The sequence below is a fragment of the Ruegeria sp. YTSC003 genome, assembly GCF_059609785.1.
The window spans coordinates 19061-34511 of sequence record NZ_JBXWMK010000020.1; the positions used below are offsets into that span (position 1 = coordinate 19061).

Sequence of the window (15451 nt, forward strand, 5' to 3'; positions counted from 1 at the left end):
TCATGAAAGATCAAACCATGTCGAATACCGAAATACGAAACGAAGGGATGCGGATCGGAGGTGAAATTGTCTTTACCGACGAAACCGTTCCGGTGCTCTACCCCTATACCAACGAGGTAGTGGGTCATGTCCCGGCCGGAACTGCTGAACATGCACGCAAGGCCTTCGAGATTGCGGCGAACTACAAGCCGAAACTCACCCGGTATGAACGCAGCCAGATCCTGCAGCGCGCGGGTGAGCTGATCGGGGAAAAGCGTGATTACCTTGCCAAATGGCTGACGCTGGAACTGGGCATTTGCCACCAGCATGCAATCTACGAAACTAAACGCGCGCAGGATGTTTACCAGTTCGCCGCCGCCGAGGCGCTGAAGGATGATGGTGAGATTTTTTCTTGCGATCTGACCCATAACGGCAAGGCACGCAAAATTTTCACGACGCGAGAGCCGGTGAAGGCGATTAGTGCGATTACCCCGTTCAACCACCCACTGAACATGGTCAGCCACAAAATTGCTCCATCTATTGCGACTAACAACTGCATGGTCTGCAAACCGACAGAACTCACTCCGCTGACGGCGCTGACCTTAGCCGACATTCTTTATGAAGCGGGATTGCCGCCCGAGATGTTCCAGGTTGTCACCGGCTGGCCTGGCGACATCGGCGATGAAATGATCACCAACGAGCATATTGACATCATCACCTTCACCGGCGGTGTGCCGGTCGGCAAGATGATTGCCGAAAAGGGAGTTTACAAACGCCAGGCGCTGGAACTCGGCGGCAACGACCCCCTAATTATTCTCAATGACCTCAGCGACGCTGATCTGGACAAGGCGGCAACAATTGCGGTTTCGGGCGCGACCGGCAACTCCGGCCAACGCTGTACGGCGGTCAAGCGGATACTGGTTCAGGAAAGTGTCGCGGACAAGTTCGTGCCGCTGGTTTTGGAAAAAGCCAAGAAGATCAAGTTTGGCGATCCGCGGGATCCTGAAACCGAACTTGGCTGCGTGATCCACGACAAGGCGGCGGAAGTCTTTGAAAACCGCGTCTATCAGGCTGAGAAGGAGGGCGCGGAAATCCTCTATCACCCTGGTCGTCAGGGCGCGCTGCTGCCACCCATCGTGATCGACAAAGTACCGCATAGCAGCGAACTGGTAATGGAAGAAACCTTTGGCCCGATCGTCCCCATCGTGCGTGTTCCCGACAATGATGAAGAGGTGATGGCCATTTCGAACTCGACGGAATTTGGCCTGTCCTCGGGTGTGTGTACAAACGATCTGAATCGCGCAATTTCCTATATCAACGGGTTGGATGTGGGCACCTGCAACATTTGGGAACAACCGGGTTACCGGATCGAAATGTCGCCCTTTGGCGGCATCAAGGACAGCGGCAACGGCGTTAAGGAAGGTGTCATCGAAGCGATGAAGTTCTTCACAAACGTCAAAACATATTCCCTGCCCTGGCCCGGCTGACATTCCTGCCCTTCCCGTTAGCGGGCGGGGCTTCAAAATTCCTCCCCCTACTGGCGGACCTTTCAGGGTCCGCATCTTTTACGAAGCGACAGCGAGGAACGGATATGCCACAGATTGTCCATACCGAAGGGGAATCGAATACTTCGGAAGCCCGCAGTGCTTGGCTGAAGAAGTCTATCGGACCCAAATCGTCGCCACTGCTAAAACGCGACGCGGATGTGTTCCTGCATCAATCCTTGTCCAGCCCCTGCGTTAGCACGATTGCCAAAGCAGAAGGGATCTGGATCGAAGACATGGATGGCCGCCGCTACATGGATTTCCATGGCAACTCGGTGCATCACATCGGCTATGGCCATCCTCGGTTAGTGCAGGCGATCAAGGATCAACTGGACGACCTGCCCTTTGCCCCGCGCCGTTTCACCAATGACCCGGCGGTGGAACTGGCCGAAAAGCTGGTGGCGATTACCCCGGGTGATCTAGGCAAGGCACTGTTCACCACCGGCGGCTCGGACGCCAATGAAGTCGCGCTCAAGATCGCCCGCGCCGCAACGGGCCGCTTCAAGACGCTCAGCTTCTGGGACGCCTTCCATGGTGCCGGTTTTGGCGCAGCAAGCGTTGGCGGCGAGGCCACGTTCCGCAGCCATATTGCTGGTCCATTGTTGCCGGGAACCGAGCATGTGGCCCCATTCCACCCCACCCGTTGCCCATATGGGCATACAACGCTTGAGGCCAGCGCGGAAGCCTGTGCCAACATGATCGACTATGTACTAGAGCGCGAAGGCGACATCTGTGCCGTGGTGGCCGAGGCGATGCGTGCTGTGCCCATCGTGCCGCCGCCTGGTTTCTGGAAGCGGGTGCGCGAAATCTGCGACCGCCATGGTGCATTGCTGATCTTGGACGAGATTCCGACCGGCTTGGGCAAGACCGGACAAATGTTCTCGTTCCAACATGACGAGATCGTCCCCGATATTGTCACCATCGGCAAATCACTGGGCGGAGGTATCCTTCCCATCGCCGCCTGCATCGCCCGCAAAAATTTGGATGTTTGCGGCGATTTTGCTATCGGGCATTACACACACGAAAAGAACCCTGTCACCGCTCGCGCCGCATTAACCACGCTGCAGATTATCGAAGATGAGGGATTGGTCGAGCGTGCGTCGAAATTGGGCGAACACGCGATGGGCCGCCTGATGGATGCGCTCCAGAATGTTCCCATCATCGGCGACATCCGAGGCCGTGGCCTCATGTTCGGGATCGAGATTGTCGAGGACCGCGTTACCAAGACCCCTGGAAATGCACGCGCGGAACGGATCTATTATGCCTGTCTCGAAGCGGGGCTGAGCTACAAGATCAGCCAGGGATGCGTGTTGACCCTGTCGCCGCCGCTGACAATTTCCCAAGTGGAGTTGGACCAGGCCATCGACATCGTGGTTGCTGCAATCGAGGACGAGATTTGATCAGCCGAGCCGCATCCGCCACGCAATGTCGGACAATGGGGCAATGCTCCGCCCTCACGGACCGGAGCATTGCCGAAAGGAGTGCTGTAAATTCAACTGGAACACGCGCCGGCGGTGTCGTGGTCGAAGAAGGTTGATTTTTTGGGCAATCGCACGAAAACCGCGGTGAACTGAGCCAAGTTTGAAATTGGAGTGAAGTATGGCAATTGTCACCTTCCTGATCAGTCTGGCCGGGGCAACCATGCTGCTGCTGTACGCAGTCCGCATGGTTCGTACCGGGATAGAACGCAGCTATGGCGCGTCGTTCCAGCGAGTGATGACGCAGCAGCGTAATTATATGCATGCTTCACTGGTGGGCGTGATGATGGCGATTGTGTTGCAAAGCTCAGCCGCGGTGGCACTGTTGACTTCGGGCTTTGCGGCCAGCGGGATGCTCAATTTTCCGGCCGGGCTGGCGATTGTGCTGGGTGGCGATCTGGGCTCGGCGTTGATCATTCAAATCCTGTCCTTCCGGATGGACTGGCTTGTGCCGCTGCTACTGGCAATTGGCGGCTATCTGTTCGTAAAAACCGAAGCCAAGAAAGCCCGCCAGCTTGGGCGCATCCTGATGGGCGTGGCCTTTATCCTGATCTCGCTCAGGTTCCTGCGCGAGGCGATGGACCCCATCCGCGACAGCGCATTTTTGCCCGCCGTAGCCGACTACCTGGCCCGCGACTATATTACCGCCTTCCTTGTCGGCGGTGCGCTGGCCTTTGTCATGCATTCGTCGGTCGCGGCCATCCTTATGTGCGTGACGCTTGTACAGATTGGTGCAATCCCGTTTGCCGCCGGTATGTCATTGGTCTTTGGGGCGAATTTTGGCTCGGCCTTCATTCCGGTCTGGCTGACGCGTGGGATGCCCGTTACTGCCCGGCGCATACCATATGCCAATCTAGCGCTGCGGGGCAGTTGGGCTTTGGCGACCTTGTTTGCAGCAAACCTCGCTTTGCGAACCGGACTATTGGGGGACCCGCAAGGGGGCCAGATGCTGGTCAATGTGCATCTTGCGTTCAACCTGTCACTGCTGGTTCTGGCCCTTCCATTTTGCGGGCGGCTGCAGGGAATGTTCGAAGGTCTACTGCCGGATCAGAAGAAAGAACAGAACTCGCAGCCTGCGCGACCAGTCAGCGCACTGGACTTGGAAAACGTTTCCAACCCCAGCCAGGCCCTGCCGAGCCTCAAGCGTGAGCTGCTGAGGATGAGCGACCTTATTGAGACCATGTTCCGTCCTTCCCTGGAACTGTACCGCAGCGGCAACAAGGATCAGATTCGTGCGGTTCAGGCCATTGACGAGGATGTAAACCGCTGCCTGTCGGGCATACGCGCTTTTGTTGCCGCTATACCCCCAGAACGATATGAAAAACAGGATGCAAAGACCGCACGTGACCTTATGGAGTTTGCGATCCGGCTTGAAACGGCGGGCGATGTTGTCGCAAAGCGCCTGGCCGTTTTGGCAGGTGAAATGCGCGCCAAGGGATCCACATTTTCGCAGGAAGGCTGGTCGGAACTTGTTCAGATGCACGAGGGTATTCTGGCCAACATGAAGCTGGCATCAAATGTGCTGATTTCTGACGATCTGGAAAGCGCACGGCTTCTCAGCCTTGAAAAAACCGAGATTAAACGCGTGGAGCGGGACAGCCGCAAACGGCACCTCCGCCGCTTGCAGCACGGGACAACAGAAAGCCTCGAGACCAGCGATATTCATCTCGAAACATTGCGGGCATTCCGGGAATTTAACAGTCACATCGCCTCCATTGCCTACCCCGTCTTGTACAGGAATGGACAGTTGCTGGAGACACGGTTGGTCAACGAAATCGCTGACTAACGAGTCGTCAAAAGGAACACTTTTTTAAGCACCAGAGCAACGAAACGGTGTTACCATCGGGAAGGCGGTCTGACACAGGAGCCAGTCTCAATGAAAAAAATCGAAACAGAAGACGTAAAAGAGGACCCAAACGCTAGTAAATTCGTTCGTACGCACCAGTTTGTTCTAGGATTGTTTGGCTTTCAAAAAAACCTTGGTCAAAAGCGGTTCCAGTCAAAAAAATTCTTTGCAGAGAAGCCATCCAATCGAACCGTTGAATGCAGTTCTTCTGACGCTTCTTCAAAACACTCAAAGCAAAGCAAGCCAACACTCGGTAATGAAGATAGAACCGGAAGTGGAGCGACTGAAAGAGCCGCACCATTTTATTTACCTTAGCTTAGCTACGTTATTGGCTTAGCCTGGTTGAAAGTGGTTCGCCTGAGGCAATTTCCGTCGCCAGAAGTTTTGGGCCAGTTGGCGGCCTGATCTAAGAGAAAATCCGGATGTGTCGCAAATTTTTGGAGCGGCCAGCGACAGCGACTTATCAGACAAACTTATCCTACGATCTCTGCAAATAGCCGGAAGCCAGATGTCGTAGTGCTGGGGAATTGCTGTTTTGCATCGGATACTGAAGCCAAGGACAAACATTGACGGTGTCGCAACAAACTTACTTTTTGGGCTCACTTCCAACCTCGGAGGCAGAGCAGAATTTCCCCTGCCCCACTTCAGTCGGATCTCGCTGGCGGCCCGGAGCTGACCTTGAGCACGGTCTTCAGATGCTGCGGTCGCAGCCCGCAGTCCGGACTTTAGCTGCACCCGCAATATCGCGATCAGTTTGGAGGTCGGGACCGCTGAGAGGGTGTGTAAAAACTCCGGACCATGATCTCTCTCGTCGCGCTCGTTTTCAACACCTGTGCAAAAGCTCTTTCAGAAGCGCGAGAGACGCACATAAAGGGTGTTTTTGGCCTATTCCGCGGGACGGCCAGAGTTTTCACACAGCCTCCGGACAAAGCCGCCGTCGGGATTTACACTCGCGCATATTGGCGAAGGTGAGTACGTTCGCCCCAACTCCAAAAATTGAGGTGCTCATGTTCGAAACTCTACTGATTGTAGGATTAGGTCTCGCAGGTGGCTTCGCTGTTGGTGCGCAAGCTCAAATCGCTGGCTCCATGGGCAATCGTATAGGCGGGGCTGCTGGAAGTTTCATCGTTCACTTCGGTGGGGCTGTCGCGTCACTTGCATTGTTGATCGCCCGCGGCGGAGAAAACATTAGCGAATGGAAGCACTTACCTTGGTATATGTTGGGCAGTGGTCTATTCGGCGTAGTTCTGTATCTGACGCTAAGTCAAACTGTTCCAAAACTGGGAGCCACGTCAGCGATTGCTTTGGTTGTTGTAGGTCAGCTTCTAGTGGGATTGCTTATTGATCATTTTGGTTTATTTGATGCCTCTGTCAGGAGCATCGATTCATCACGGATTGCAGCAGCCTTCCTGCTTCTAGCCGGTGCCTATCTGATGCTACGCTAAATCGCAGTCGACCGTTAAATACCCATTTGGGCTCTTTGCGGTCTTCAGATTCGGCGCGGCATCCCTGTCGCCTTGCTGTCGATGAGAAGTATGGATCTGCCGAAAGCCGAAAATCATCACGCTCCATCACGCCGCGATGCAGCTTCCCCAACCGCCGTTAGTTACCCAGCAACCAACGGCAGATATTCAAAGCAGCCGAGTTGCCATACCGCCGTCAACGGCAACCGGAGAACCTGTCACGAAGCTTGCCCGGTTTGACAGCAAGAACATAGCAGATTGGGCAATCTCCTTTGGCTCTGCCATGCGTTTCAGGGGATGTAAGCTGGCAATGAAATCGTGCGTCGCAGGATCATCGCCGGCCATGTCGGTTTTAGTACCACCCGGCAAAATAGTGTTGATACGGACCCCCTTGGCCGCATGATCAGATGCCAAAGACTGTACGAGCCCAATCAGTCCAGCCTTTGATGCGGCATAGGCCCCCATGCCGGGCATGCCCCCATTACTGAAACCAACAAAAGTTCCAGTGAAGACAATAGACCCGCCGCCGCGTTCCTCCATTGCCGGAATCTGCGCTTTTGCCGCGAAGAACGCACTGGTCAGGTTTGTTGCAAGAACCGACTGCCAGTTGCGTGAATCCATTTCGTGAACTGGACCCATCTCACCCATAATGCCCGCATTGTTAAATGCGCCATCAAGGCCGCCAAATTGCCGTTTCGCCAGATCAACAAGATCCTTGGAGTATGTTTCGTCCGTCACGTCGCCCGCAAGACACACAGCGCGCCCATTGCTCTGGGTAATCTGCCCGACAAGTGTGTTCAGCTGAGCTTCCCGGCGGGCACCCAACACAACATTCGCCCCTTCCGAGGCAAACAAAAGTGCGGCAGCAGCGCCGATCCCGCTGCTCGCACCGGTAATGATGATGGTTTTATTTTCTAGTTCCATGGTCATGCCTTTCAATATTTGCATGCCAATCACCTAAGGAATGATGCGAGTGAAGCGCGACCCGGTTCTTGCGGGTGTTGAGCTACATGAGCTGAAAGCGCAAGAAACGGATCAATTGGTTGACCTCAAACGGGAGCCGTCGTTCGTTCGCGGTAGCGAAGTCTCTTTATTGGGATCAGTACCAACGCTGTTGCAAGAGCAATATCTAACGATTGAGCCTATGTAATCCGGACCTTGCCGATGTCCTCACTCGTCGCAACGCAGCTTCGCCAACCCTTATCTCTCAGATCGATTTATGAATGGGAAGGTCAACTGGCGGTTGGTCGTGAGATAGGACAGCGGCGCCCCTAAAACCTCTTCCGCCTTTAGAATCACAGAAGCCGAGGCACGGGCGTCCTCTCCAGCGTCATGGTGGTGAAACTCAAGTCCGAGATGTTTTTTAAGATTTGCCAGCCCGTGCCCACCGGCGCCCTTCAATGAAGGCCATGCTTGGCGGGCAATCGTGACGCTATTCGTCCAATGCGACGTGATCATTGGCAGGCCATACCGGGCGCAAGCAGCCGTCATCGCCTTCTCATCAAACGTACTGTGTTGCACAAGGTTGTGCGTGTTCAGGACTTCAAACAAGGACGCATAGACCGTTGGGAATGTTCCAGCCCCAATCACGGTTTCGGCGGAAATCCCGTGGAGCTCAGTATTGAAAGCCTCAAACGGTCCCTCGGGGTCAATCAGGACAGAATAGGTTTGCATAAAACCAGCGTCGCTGACGAAACAAAGTCCGATCTGGCAGATGCTACTAATAGTCTTTCCCGCCGTTTCGACATCCAACGCAATAAAGCGAAAAGGGCCGTTCGGCGGCACATTAAGATGCCCAAATCTGTTCAACGTGTCCAACTCTCGGCGCCCTACATCTGTCGGATTTTCTCAGCCCCTGCTGCCAGGTCGACACCTACGCAACCTAGTTTTTGCGGGTCGAATGGGTCTTGGCAAGTCGTTCTCGCTCTCAAGGAGTGCAGTATGACTATATGACACTTCACGAACGGCCCATAAGAGACATTCGGCACCCTGCTGGCATTCTGCGGTCGCAGCCCACATTCCGGTCATTCGCTGCAAGTGCAAATTTTGGCGCTGCTCGAACTCACACATTGCGGACAAAAGTAGCTTTCGCTGCGCTTGCACCAATGACCGTTTTTTCTGGTATTCATGGCCCAGTTTCTTTGCAAAACCCACGTCCAAAATATCTAAAACTCATCAAATTCCGGGACGTTGCCAAGCCTAATGAGGAAACTTGGCGACCCGACTTCGCCACTGTTCGGATCTTCACTGACCATGTAGGCATCGGCGCCAGCGCAATCGTCGGATTGCGCTTCTCTTTCTGCTCTGTTTTGTGCTTCCGCTGCCGTGGAGTATTCAAATTGCTTGCCAATTTTCAAGCTTCCTTGCCCTCCGCGTCCTGGCTTCCGTTCCACATATGTTTGACAGATGTAGTGAACTTTTTCTGAGCTCTCATCTGAGAGTGTCATGGCAATATCCTTGAAACGAGTACGGGCGCTACTGATGCATGAGATAAACAGTGCTCGCTAGCCACTTTGTTTGTGTTTCGCTCAATCAAGTCGCGCGGAGAGGAGGGCCAACGATCCTGTCACCGCTTTTTGGCGGGCTTCGGCGGACAGGCTTCAGATGGAGTCGTCGCATCCCTTTCGAGCCGAGTTTTGCGAAGCCGAGCGTTCTTGATCTGTCTTTGCTCTGCTTCTTCGTTGACCATTTCCCTAACGACCCGCGTTGTTTTGTCCATCGGCGTTTCCGCCTTGGGAACGTGTGCATTGAAGGCAGTTGTTTTTTTCTGCTTTGCCAATGGTTACTCTCCTATCCGTTTTCAACGGCGCATTTGTCAGTTGAGTATTTCAAATTGATGCCAGGTGATTGCCTGGTCCTTGAGGGACACGCGCGTGTCGTAAAGGACTGCGATGGAGCAGCTTTGTCTGAACGTCAGGAGCGGACATAGCTTTCATCAACGCACTATAGTTCATTTGGAATCTCATTTCCGATCCTACGTTTTGTGTCGAATGGGGTGTGCCGATGACAAGATGGTCGCTTGTTGCACCGATGAGTCTGTTTCTGGGAGGCATAGAAAGCCCCAAAACGTCCGTATCTTGCTGACCAATGGCGAGAACTAATTGTGTGCTCTGTCTACTTTTTGGAACAAGGTGAAGTCTTTTGAATACCGGGTCGCAGATGCTCTGAGGGTAAGATGAAGGTTTGGACCCTGTTTCAATGACCTCGGCGACAAGCGTAAAGGCATCCGTATACATCCCGCCTATCTGATCTCCGGAAACCGGATCAACGCCCAGAAGTATTGCTTCCCCCAGCCTTAAATCGTTGATGCGACCAGCTGGGTGCCCACTGAAGGCCCAAGGAAGGTTGGCCGAGTTACCGCCAGATACCGTCTGAAGGAAGGGGCCACACTGCCCCTCTGTGTCATTCGCCAAGACAGACAAGGCGTCCATGTCTGCTGCATTCGGGGCAATTCCACTCAGGCATGCGAAGTTCGCTCCGATGCCATTTAGCGCGACACCCGGCATATCCACCACTTGCTGCGCAATTGCGCCGAGGTACTTTGGCATGATCCCTTCGCGCAGATCGCCCATCTCAACCATCAGGATAATGCCGTGAATGCAGTCCTTCCGGATCGCGGCGGCGGCTAGAGCGGTAATCACGAGGATTTCTGTGTTGTAGCTTGCCTCACAGTACTGGACGACCTGATCGACCTGGCTCAGCATTGGTGTACGGATCAAGGTGATCGGGCATGTCATGCCCGCATTGCGTAACTTCCGAACGTTGCTAAGACGCGCTTCTGCAAGTCCCACAGCGCCACCGTCCAGCATGGCCCGAGCGATGGTTGGATGCCCGCACACCGCTTTGGTCACACCGGTGACGCTGATGCCGCGTGTCTTGAGGCGCCCGATCACAGTCTTTGCATTGTGGCGTATCTTGCTCAGATGCACCTCAATGCGGGGTGTACTCATATCGCAGCCACAGGCGTGGGTTGATGCAACCCAGGATAGGCGGCGACAACCATTGCAAGCAAATGCGATGCCGGCCGGCTGAGCACATCCGTTACGGGTAACCCGAGCATTTGTGACTGTGCGGCGATAGTGTCGGTAATCTCGGCCTCAGACATCCCCTCGTGATTGAGCGTGACGCCGATGACTTTTGTGTCAGCAAACGCTTCGATGAGGGCAATCTCACTTGCAGGCTTGGGCATTGGCATATTGGGAAAATCACAGCGATGCGCGCGCTTTGGAGCGTGTTGAAGGATCACGGCGTCCGGCTGGCTGCCCCGCAGGATAAAGGCGGATGTGCAGAACGCCGGATGGCTCAACGCTCCTTGACCTTCAATCAAAATGACATCGGGTTGTTCAGCCTCGGAAGCGTCAACAATCGCACCTTCAAGCTCGCCGCAACAGAACTGCGGCGGCACGGCATCCATTGCCACTCCATATTTTGCGCCCTGCATCAAACCCGTCTGGCCCGTACCAACAAGAACAGTCTTGATGCCCCTTGCGTTCAAGGCGCGGGCCAATACGGTTGCTGTTGTCCGTTTTCCAATGGCGCAATCGGTTCCAAGAACCGCTATGCGCAGTGCCTTCACTCCTGCAATACTTCCGTCGAACAGGCGCATATCCTTGCTGGGTTTAGGTTTTCGAATATCTCGAATGGTGACTTTGCGTTCGACTGCAAAAGACCCGATTTCGAGATCATCGCTCAAATACTCATGCAATCCACTGACGATGTTCATACCAAGTGAAATCGCATCGAGAACAACGTCGCGATCTGTCGATGAGAGTCTCCCCGTAGATGGTGCCATTCCGTAAATGAGGGTATCTGGGATGACGGTTTCATGGGCGACAGCAGCGTCCAAACTTCTAAAGACCGGAATGTGGTTTACTGCATCGTCAAGAATCTGCCCGCTGTCTTCGCCGTCGTGGTTGCTATCGATGACAGACAGGATCCTGTAGGCCTCTGAATGACGAACAAGGCCATTAGCAGTTTTGCCATCAATGTTGGCGAAGTTACCTTGGCAATAGACAATCGCAGTTGGTGGCGAGACGATCTTAGTGGTAGAGATTGATCTTATGGGTTCATCGCTGGTCAATGGCGGCGCTTGTGCACCGCTGACGGGACGACGGATAGTGTTAGCCGCGCTAAAGTCGGTTTTCATGATGTTTCCTTTTTGTGGTCGACACCGAAGGCAACGCTGCCGTCACCATTGGGTAATGAAGTCGAGAATATCGTGCCGCACGCTCAGTTATCGAGAATGCAAAGTCCCTTAGATAACTTGAAATTCTTGTTGCAGTCCCACCGGTTTCCGGACCTGTCGAGATGGGCATTCGCAGGAAGGTCTATTACGTCACAGCTCGCACCTGAGGCAGCGTATCCCCGCTCGCACTTCCATCCCGTTCCGTAACTTGCATCGTCAAAGAAGGCATGTTCAGGGATCACAACGGGCGCGCACGACCCATCTTGTGCAAAGTACCCACGTTCGCATGTCCAGGGTCGACCGTATCCTGATGAATTCAGATACGCGTTGGCCGGGACTTCAATAGCGACGCAAAGGTCGTCCGATGCTTCGAACCCCCGTTTGCATTTCCACGCTGGCCCATAGGTAGTAGCTGCCAGGTAAGCGTTTGCGGGTACGACAATTTCTTGGCATGTGTCGTCGATTTTGAGAAAACCGCGAGAGCAATGCCAGCGCTCACCTGATGGATCAAGAAACCCGCCATCAGGTACAATCACCGCAACACAGGCCGTGTCATCCTTCTTGCGAAACCCATGAAGACATTCCCAACCAGAGCCATAGGTGCGGTTGGTCGGATACGCATTTGCTGGCACTATGACAACGGCGCAGACATCGCCACTCAGCCTATACCCGGCGTTACATTTCCAGCCGTCACCGTAGCTCTTTGCAGTGGCATTTTCAGGCACAGGTTGCGATGTGGATTGAGCATATGCAGGCGTTGAAAACAGAAGCAGAGCACAGATTGGGAGCACAATCAGAGCCGCAATCATCTGAATGCCTGGTGACGGATGCGCTCCCCAGATCGCCTGACAGAGTTGCGGCATTGCCTTTGAGTTATGATCCATCCAGCTCAAGCCCCGCGATACAGGCATCTGCAAGGTCACGGCTTGGCGTTTCCGACCCCGGCAACGTAGCCCAACCCGTATCCATCATAGCCTTGCGGCGACTGAAGCCAGAGGCCTCTTGGAGGGTTACGATTATTTCTTCGCGCTTGGGGTCAGCAGCTGACCTGTTCAGGCAAACCGGCACCATCGCGAGCGTCACTTCTTCGCTTGCATGGTCCTTCGCCAATTCTTGAGCGCCACCGCTGGTTGTCCACCCGCCCCAGGTAAAGCCAAGGATTGAGACCGCAATCGCACCACACAAAGCACCGTAGATGCCTGGTTTCGTCCATTCTGGAAATGTCATTTTAGATCCTCTGGCGGAGAAAGCGCCGCCTCGCTGTTTTGTGTCTTTTTGCGCAACCTTGATCTCGAGCCCGCGCCATACCCAGGGCGTGATGACCGATAGGCGCAGTTCGGGCTGCTGGAATTTCAATTGATCAACAGTTGCGTTGTGGTTCTTTGGCAAGCCTTCGGTGCGTCTGATCACCACAAACGGATCGACAAACGTCACAAGCGATGTGGTTGTGCGCGAAAACATCGGCAACCTTCGCAAACATCAGATCCAAGTAGAGGACGTGACAGCTGAATTTTCATGATGGAAGAACTTAGTTCACTCTAGCAGGCGATACGCCCAGGCCGCAGAAAACCAGAACTTTAGTGGACTTAACATAACCACTTGGCGACGGTATTACAACGTTCATCGGCCTAACACTTTTTCCAAGTCCCAGGATGCCGATGAAAGAAATTGTTTCAATCTGGCATTCGCCTTGTGTATCGGCAAATTCGTGACCACTTATGTAGCCTCATTAGCATGCCACTCTGAAGCCGACATTCGCTGCATCACAAAGAACAGGTAATGAGGGCTCTGACCGATCTCCACCGTCTAAAGGCCGTTCGAGCACTTAGTGAGGATACAATCGAAGCATACCTCGTGCGCGCCAGACTACATTGAAAGTTATGCAGTTTTGGCGTGCGATAACGCCTCAGAAAATGTCAGCAGGCGTTGACGGCTTTCGTCCCAAAGGTGCAGCCGCGCACAGTGCAGGCTTTCATAGAGCGTAATGCGCTGACAATCGGCGAGTTCACCGTGATCGCGCAGCACTTCATCAAGTCTGTAAAAAGGTATCCGGCTGGCCATGTGATGAACATGGTGCACACCTATATTCGCAGTGAACCAGCGTAGAGGACCAGGTAGCGCATAGTGAGAGCTGCCATAGAATGCTGCATGCTGTAGTTTCCACTGCTCTTCGTGTTCCCAGGTTGTGTGCTCGAATTGATGCTGGATGTAGAAAAGCCAGACACCGATTGAAGCAGCTAAAATCATTGTGGGGAGAAACACAAACAACAGTGCATCCACACCTCCGACCCAATAGACTCCACCCAAAACAGTAGCTATCACAACGTTTGTCGCCATTGCGCTTAGCCAATACTGCCAGCCAGCATGCATTAATCCGACGGGCAGCCGATATAGGATAAAAAACGTATAGATTGGGACGACGCCAAACATGAACAATGGGTGTCGAACCAATCGATACAAGGCGCGTCCGATCCACTTCCGGTTCACATATTCGTCGACAGTCAAGGTCGGTAAGTCTCCGATACCGCGCCGATCCAGATTACCGGTTGAAGAATGGTGAATTGCATGGGTTTGGCGCCAGACATCATATGGTGTGAGCGCCAGAACACCCAGAAACCGGCCTGTCCAATTGCAAAGTACACGGCTTTTGAAAAACGCCCCATGACCGCAATCGTGCATGATTATGAACAAGCGGACCAGGAAGGCGGCATTCAGTATTGCCAGCGAAGTGGAGATCCAGACGCTAATGGACAATGCATGCCACGCAGCGACCCATAACACAACAAAAGGTATAACAGTGATTGTCAATTCGAAGACACTGCGTCCGGTGTTCGGTGCGCGGTATTGCGCGAGAACTCTAGTCCAATCCTGAGGTTGCAACCTGGTGGCCCTCCGATCTCTCATCGGACTTAAATGTCCAAACGGGCACCCATAAGGGTGCCCATAAAACGTTTAGGCCAGCGCCAAGTTAGCGGCGTTATCGCGCCCGTCACGACCAGATTCCAAATCAAAAGTGACCTTCTGGCCATCTTGAAGTTCACTGATGCCGGACCGCTCAAGCGCCGAAATATGTACGAATACGTCGTTCTTGCCATTTTCCGGTTCAATGAAGCCGAAACCTTTGGTTGAGTTGAACCATTTCACGGTGCCATTTGCCATGGTGTAAGTCTCCTAATATCAGCCGCCCGCACTATTGCGACGGCTCGGCGTGGTCGGTCTGAATCGAAAGACTGAACGCCGATTTTGGGAGACAGCAGGTCGAAAAAGAAAAACGTTAGCCCAGTATAGATGGGCTGCTGGGGAGCATCAAACAAGCCTTGATCCCCCGAAGAGTTGCACGATCTTGAAAAGATTAAGCTAACCGATGGGCTGGTACGGAAAATCAGGGTGAAGAGGTCTTATACACCAATAACATCGCCTGAAATATGATCAAGCTTGGGCGGTTGCACTGTTGTCAGAAATTAACGACGCCGAGCTAACCCAGGTCTAACCGACACACCGTTTCGCCAAGCGTTCAGTCCTTTGCAGCGCCGACAAATCCGCTCCCCAAATGGGCTCTCTACCGACATCGGAGGCGTCACAGCATTCCCAACCAAGACACCAATTTGCCGGTCATGGACGGCCCATAGCTGCCGCCGGTCAGCCGACCTAAATGCTGCATCGCAGCCCATCAAACCGGCCATTCGCTGCGCGGGCGAGATCCGTGCGTTGTGATAGGTAGGCACCGCGGACGAAGGGGGCTTTCGCATTATCTCGGACAACGACGCCAGGCAGCCCTAAAAACAATCAAGGGATCTATCACGACCGGCCGCCAGAGCGGCGACCTTGACTGGGTTCTGTTGCAATCTTTTGACTATTGACGCGCTTGAATGCAGACGATGAATGATAGCCGGTGTATTCAGTCGAGAACCTGTTCATGATTTCATTCAAAGGTGCGCAATATCCGAAGGACGTGA

At 53.8% G+C, this 15451-nt stretch carries 15 protein-coding genes; 6 read left to right on the top strand and 9 right to left on the bottom strand.

What is annotated here, in order from left to right:
* Nucleotides 1-2: 2 nt before the first annotated feature.
* The 5 genes from phnY to AC2FFH_RS22075 all read left to right on the top strand — a co-directional run bounded on the left by phnY (nucleotide 3) and on the right by AC2FFH_RS22075 (nucleotide 6292).
* The gene (gene phnY, locus AC2FFH_RS22055; protein WP_496783400.1) at nucleotides 3-1466 is read left to right on the top strand and encodes a phosphonoacetaldehyde dehydrogenase; all 1464 of its coding nucleotides are present in this window, start codon (nucleotides 3-5) and stop codon (nucleotides 1464-1466) included.
* Between the two features lie 104 nt (nucleotides 1467-1570).
* Complete coding sequence (gene pbfA, locus AC2FFH_RS22060; protein ID WP_496845327.1) at nucleotides 1571-2923, top strand: (R)-1-hydroxy-2-aminoethylphosphonate ammonia-lyase; 1353 nt, start codon at nucleotides 1571-1573, stop codon at nucleotides 2921-2923.
* 199 nt (nucleotides 2924-3122) lie between these two features.
* Entirely contained in the window at nucleotides 3123-4787 is a 1665-nt protein-coding gene (locus AC2FFH_RS22065; RefSeq protein ID WP_496783398.1) for a Na/Pi cotransporter family protein, read from the top strand.
* Nucleotides 4788-4877: 90 nt separating this feature from the next.
* The gene (locus tag AC2FFH_RS22070) at nucleotides 4878-5162 is read left to right on the top strand and encodes a hypothetical protein (RefSeq protein ID WP_496845328.1); all 285 of its coding nucleotides are present in this window, start codon (nucleotides 4878-4880) and stop codon (nucleotides 5160-5162) included.
* Nucleotides 5163-5854: 692 nt separating this feature from the next.
* Nucleotides 5855-6292 carry a DMT family transporter gene (locus tag AC2FFH_RS22075; RefSeq protein ID WP_496783394.1) on the top strand — a complete coding sequence of 146 codons (438 nt, stop codon included), beginning with the start codon at nucleotides 5855-5857 and terminating at the stop codon, nucleotides 6290-6292.
* 186 nt (nucleotides 6293-6478) lie between these two features.
* Here the strand turns inward: AC2FFH_RS22075 and AC2FFH_RS22080 are convergent, their stop codons facing one another.
* Nucleotides 6479-7234: an SDR family oxidoreductase gene (locus tag AC2FFH_RS22080; RefSeq protein WP_496783433.1), complete on the bottom strand. Its 756-nt coding sequence runs from the start codon at nucleotides 7232-7234 to the stop codon at nucleotides 6479-6481.
* A 40-nt stretch (nucleotides 7235-7274) separates the two neighbouring features.
* On the opposite strand from AC2FFH_RS22080, the gene AC2FFH_RS22085 reads away from it, so the two are divergent.
* Nucleotides 7275-7460 carry a hypothetical protein gene (locus tag AC2FFH_RS22085; RefSeq protein ID WP_496845329.1) on the top strand — a complete coding sequence of 62 codons (186 nt, stop codon included), beginning with the start codon at nucleotides 7275-7277 and terminating at the stop codon, nucleotides 7458-7460.
* A 50-nt stretch (nucleotides 7461-7510) separates the two neighbouring features.
* Here the strand turns inward: AC2FFH_RS22085 and AC2FFH_RS22090 are convergent, their stop codons facing one another.
* The 8 genes from AC2FFH_RS22090 to AC2FFH_RS22125 form a co-directional block, all read right to left on the bottom strand.
* Nucleotides 7511-8119: an exonuclease domain-containing protein gene (locus AC2FFH_RS22090; protein ID WP_496845330.1), complete on the bottom strand. Its 609-nt coding sequence runs from the start codon at nucleotides 8117-8119 to the stop codon at nucleotides 7511-7513.
* Nucleotides 8120-8475: 356 nt separating this feature from the next.
* Nucleotides 8476-8757, bottom strand: coding sequence for a hypothetical protein (locus tag AC2FFH_RS22095; protein ID WP_282154323.1), 282 nt, complete (start codon nucleotides 8755-8757; stop codon nucleotides 8476-8478).
* 119 nt (nucleotides 8758-8876) lie between these two features.
* Nucleotides 8877-9089, bottom strand: coding sequence for a hypothetical protein (locus AC2FFH_RS22100; RefSeq protein ID WP_496770083.1), 213 nt, complete (start codon nucleotides 9087-9089; stop codon nucleotides 8877-8879).
* A gap of 49 nt (nucleotides 9090-9138) precedes the next feature.
* Nucleotides 9139-10260, bottom strand: a complete 1122-nt coding sequence (locus tag AC2FFH_RS22105; RefSeq protein ID WP_496770086.1) for an alanine/ornithine racemase family PLP-dependent enzyme — start codon at nucleotides 10258-10260, stop codon at nucleotides 9139-9141.
* The gene (locus AC2FFH_RS22110; protein ID WP_496770088.1) at nucleotides 10257-11456 is read right to left on the bottom strand and encodes an N-acetyltransferase DgcN family protein; all 1200 of its coding nucleotides are present in this window, start codon (nucleotides 11454-11456) and stop codon (nucleotides 10257-10259) included. The genes AC2FFH_RS22105 and AC2FFH_RS22110 overlap by 4 nt, the downstream gene beginning before the upstream one ends.
* Nucleotides 11457-12368: 912 nt before the next feature.
* Nucleotides 12369-12956: a hypothetical protein gene (locus AC2FFH_RS22115; protein WP_496770090.1), complete on the bottom strand. Its 588-nt coding sequence runs from the start codon at nucleotides 12954-12956 to the stop codon at nucleotides 12369-12371.
* A gap of 417 nt (nucleotides 12957-13373) precedes the next feature.
* Nucleotides 13374-14399 (bottom strand): fatty acid desaturase, encoded by a 1026-nt coding sequence (locus tag AC2FFH_RS22120; protein ID WP_496783393.1) that lies wholly within the window; start codon nucleotides 14397-14399, stop codon nucleotides 13374-13376.
* Between the two features lie 48 nt (nucleotides 14400-14447).
* Nucleotides 14448-14654 carry a cold-shock protein gene (locus AC2FFH_RS22125; protein WP_496770095.1) on the bottom strand — a complete coding sequence of 69 codons (207 nt, stop codon included), beginning with the start codon at nucleotides 14652-14654 and terminating at the stop codon, nucleotides 14448-14450.
* Nucleotides 14655-15451: the final 797 nt, after the last annotated feature.

Coding starts and splice junctions, on each gene's coding strand:
- phnY (WP_496783400.1), top strand. CDS start 3: ATGAAAGATCAAACCATGTCGAATACCGAAATACGAAACGAAGGGATG.
- pbfA (WP_496845327.1), top strand. CDS start 1,571: ATGCCACAGATTGTCCATACCGAAGGGGAATCGAATACTTCGGAAGCC.
- AC2FFH_RS22065 (WP_496783398.1), top strand. CDS start 3,123: ATGGCAATTGTCACCTTCCTGATCAGTCTGGCCGGGGCAACCATGCTG.
- AC2FFH_RS22070 (WP_496845328.1), top strand. CDS start 4,878: ATGAAAAAAATCGAAACAGAAGACGTAAAAGAGGACCCAAACGCTAGT.
- AC2FFH_RS22075 (WP_496783394.1), top strand. CDS start 5,855: ATGTTCGAAACTCTACTGATTGTAGGATTAGGTCTCGCAGGTGGCTTC.
- AC2FFH_RS22080 (WP_496783433.1), bottom strand. CDS start 7,234: ATGGAACTAGAAAATAAAACCATCATCATTACCGGTGCGAGCAGCGGG.
- AC2FFH_RS22085 (WP_496845329.1), top strand. CDS start 7,275: ATGATGCGAGTGAAGCGCGACCCGGTTCTTGCGGGTGTTGAGCTACAT.
- AC2FFH_RS22095 (WP_282154323.1), bottom strand. CDS start 8,757: ATGACACTCTCAGATGAGAGCTCAGAAAAAGTTCACTACATCTGTCAA.
- AC2FFH_RS22105 (WP_496770086.1), bottom strand. CDS start 10,260: ATGAGTACACCCCGCATTGAGGTGCATCTGAGCAAGATACGCCACAAT.
- AC2FFH_RS22110 (WP_496770088.1), bottom strand. CDS start 11,456: ATGAAAACCGACTTTAGCGCGGCTAACACTATCCGTCGTCCCGTCAGC.
- AC2FFH_RS22115 (WP_496770090.1), bottom strand. CDS start 12,956: ATGTTTTCGCGCACAACCACATCGCTTGTGACGTTTGTCGATCCGTTT.
- AC2FFH_RS22120 (WP_496783393.1), bottom strand. CDS start 14,399: ATGAGAGATCGGAGGGCCACCAGGTTGCAACCTCAGGATTGGACTAGA.
- AC2FFH_RS22125 (WP_496770095.1), bottom strand. CDS start 14,654: ATGGCAAATGGCACCGTGAAATGGTTCAACTCAACCAAAGGTTTCGGC.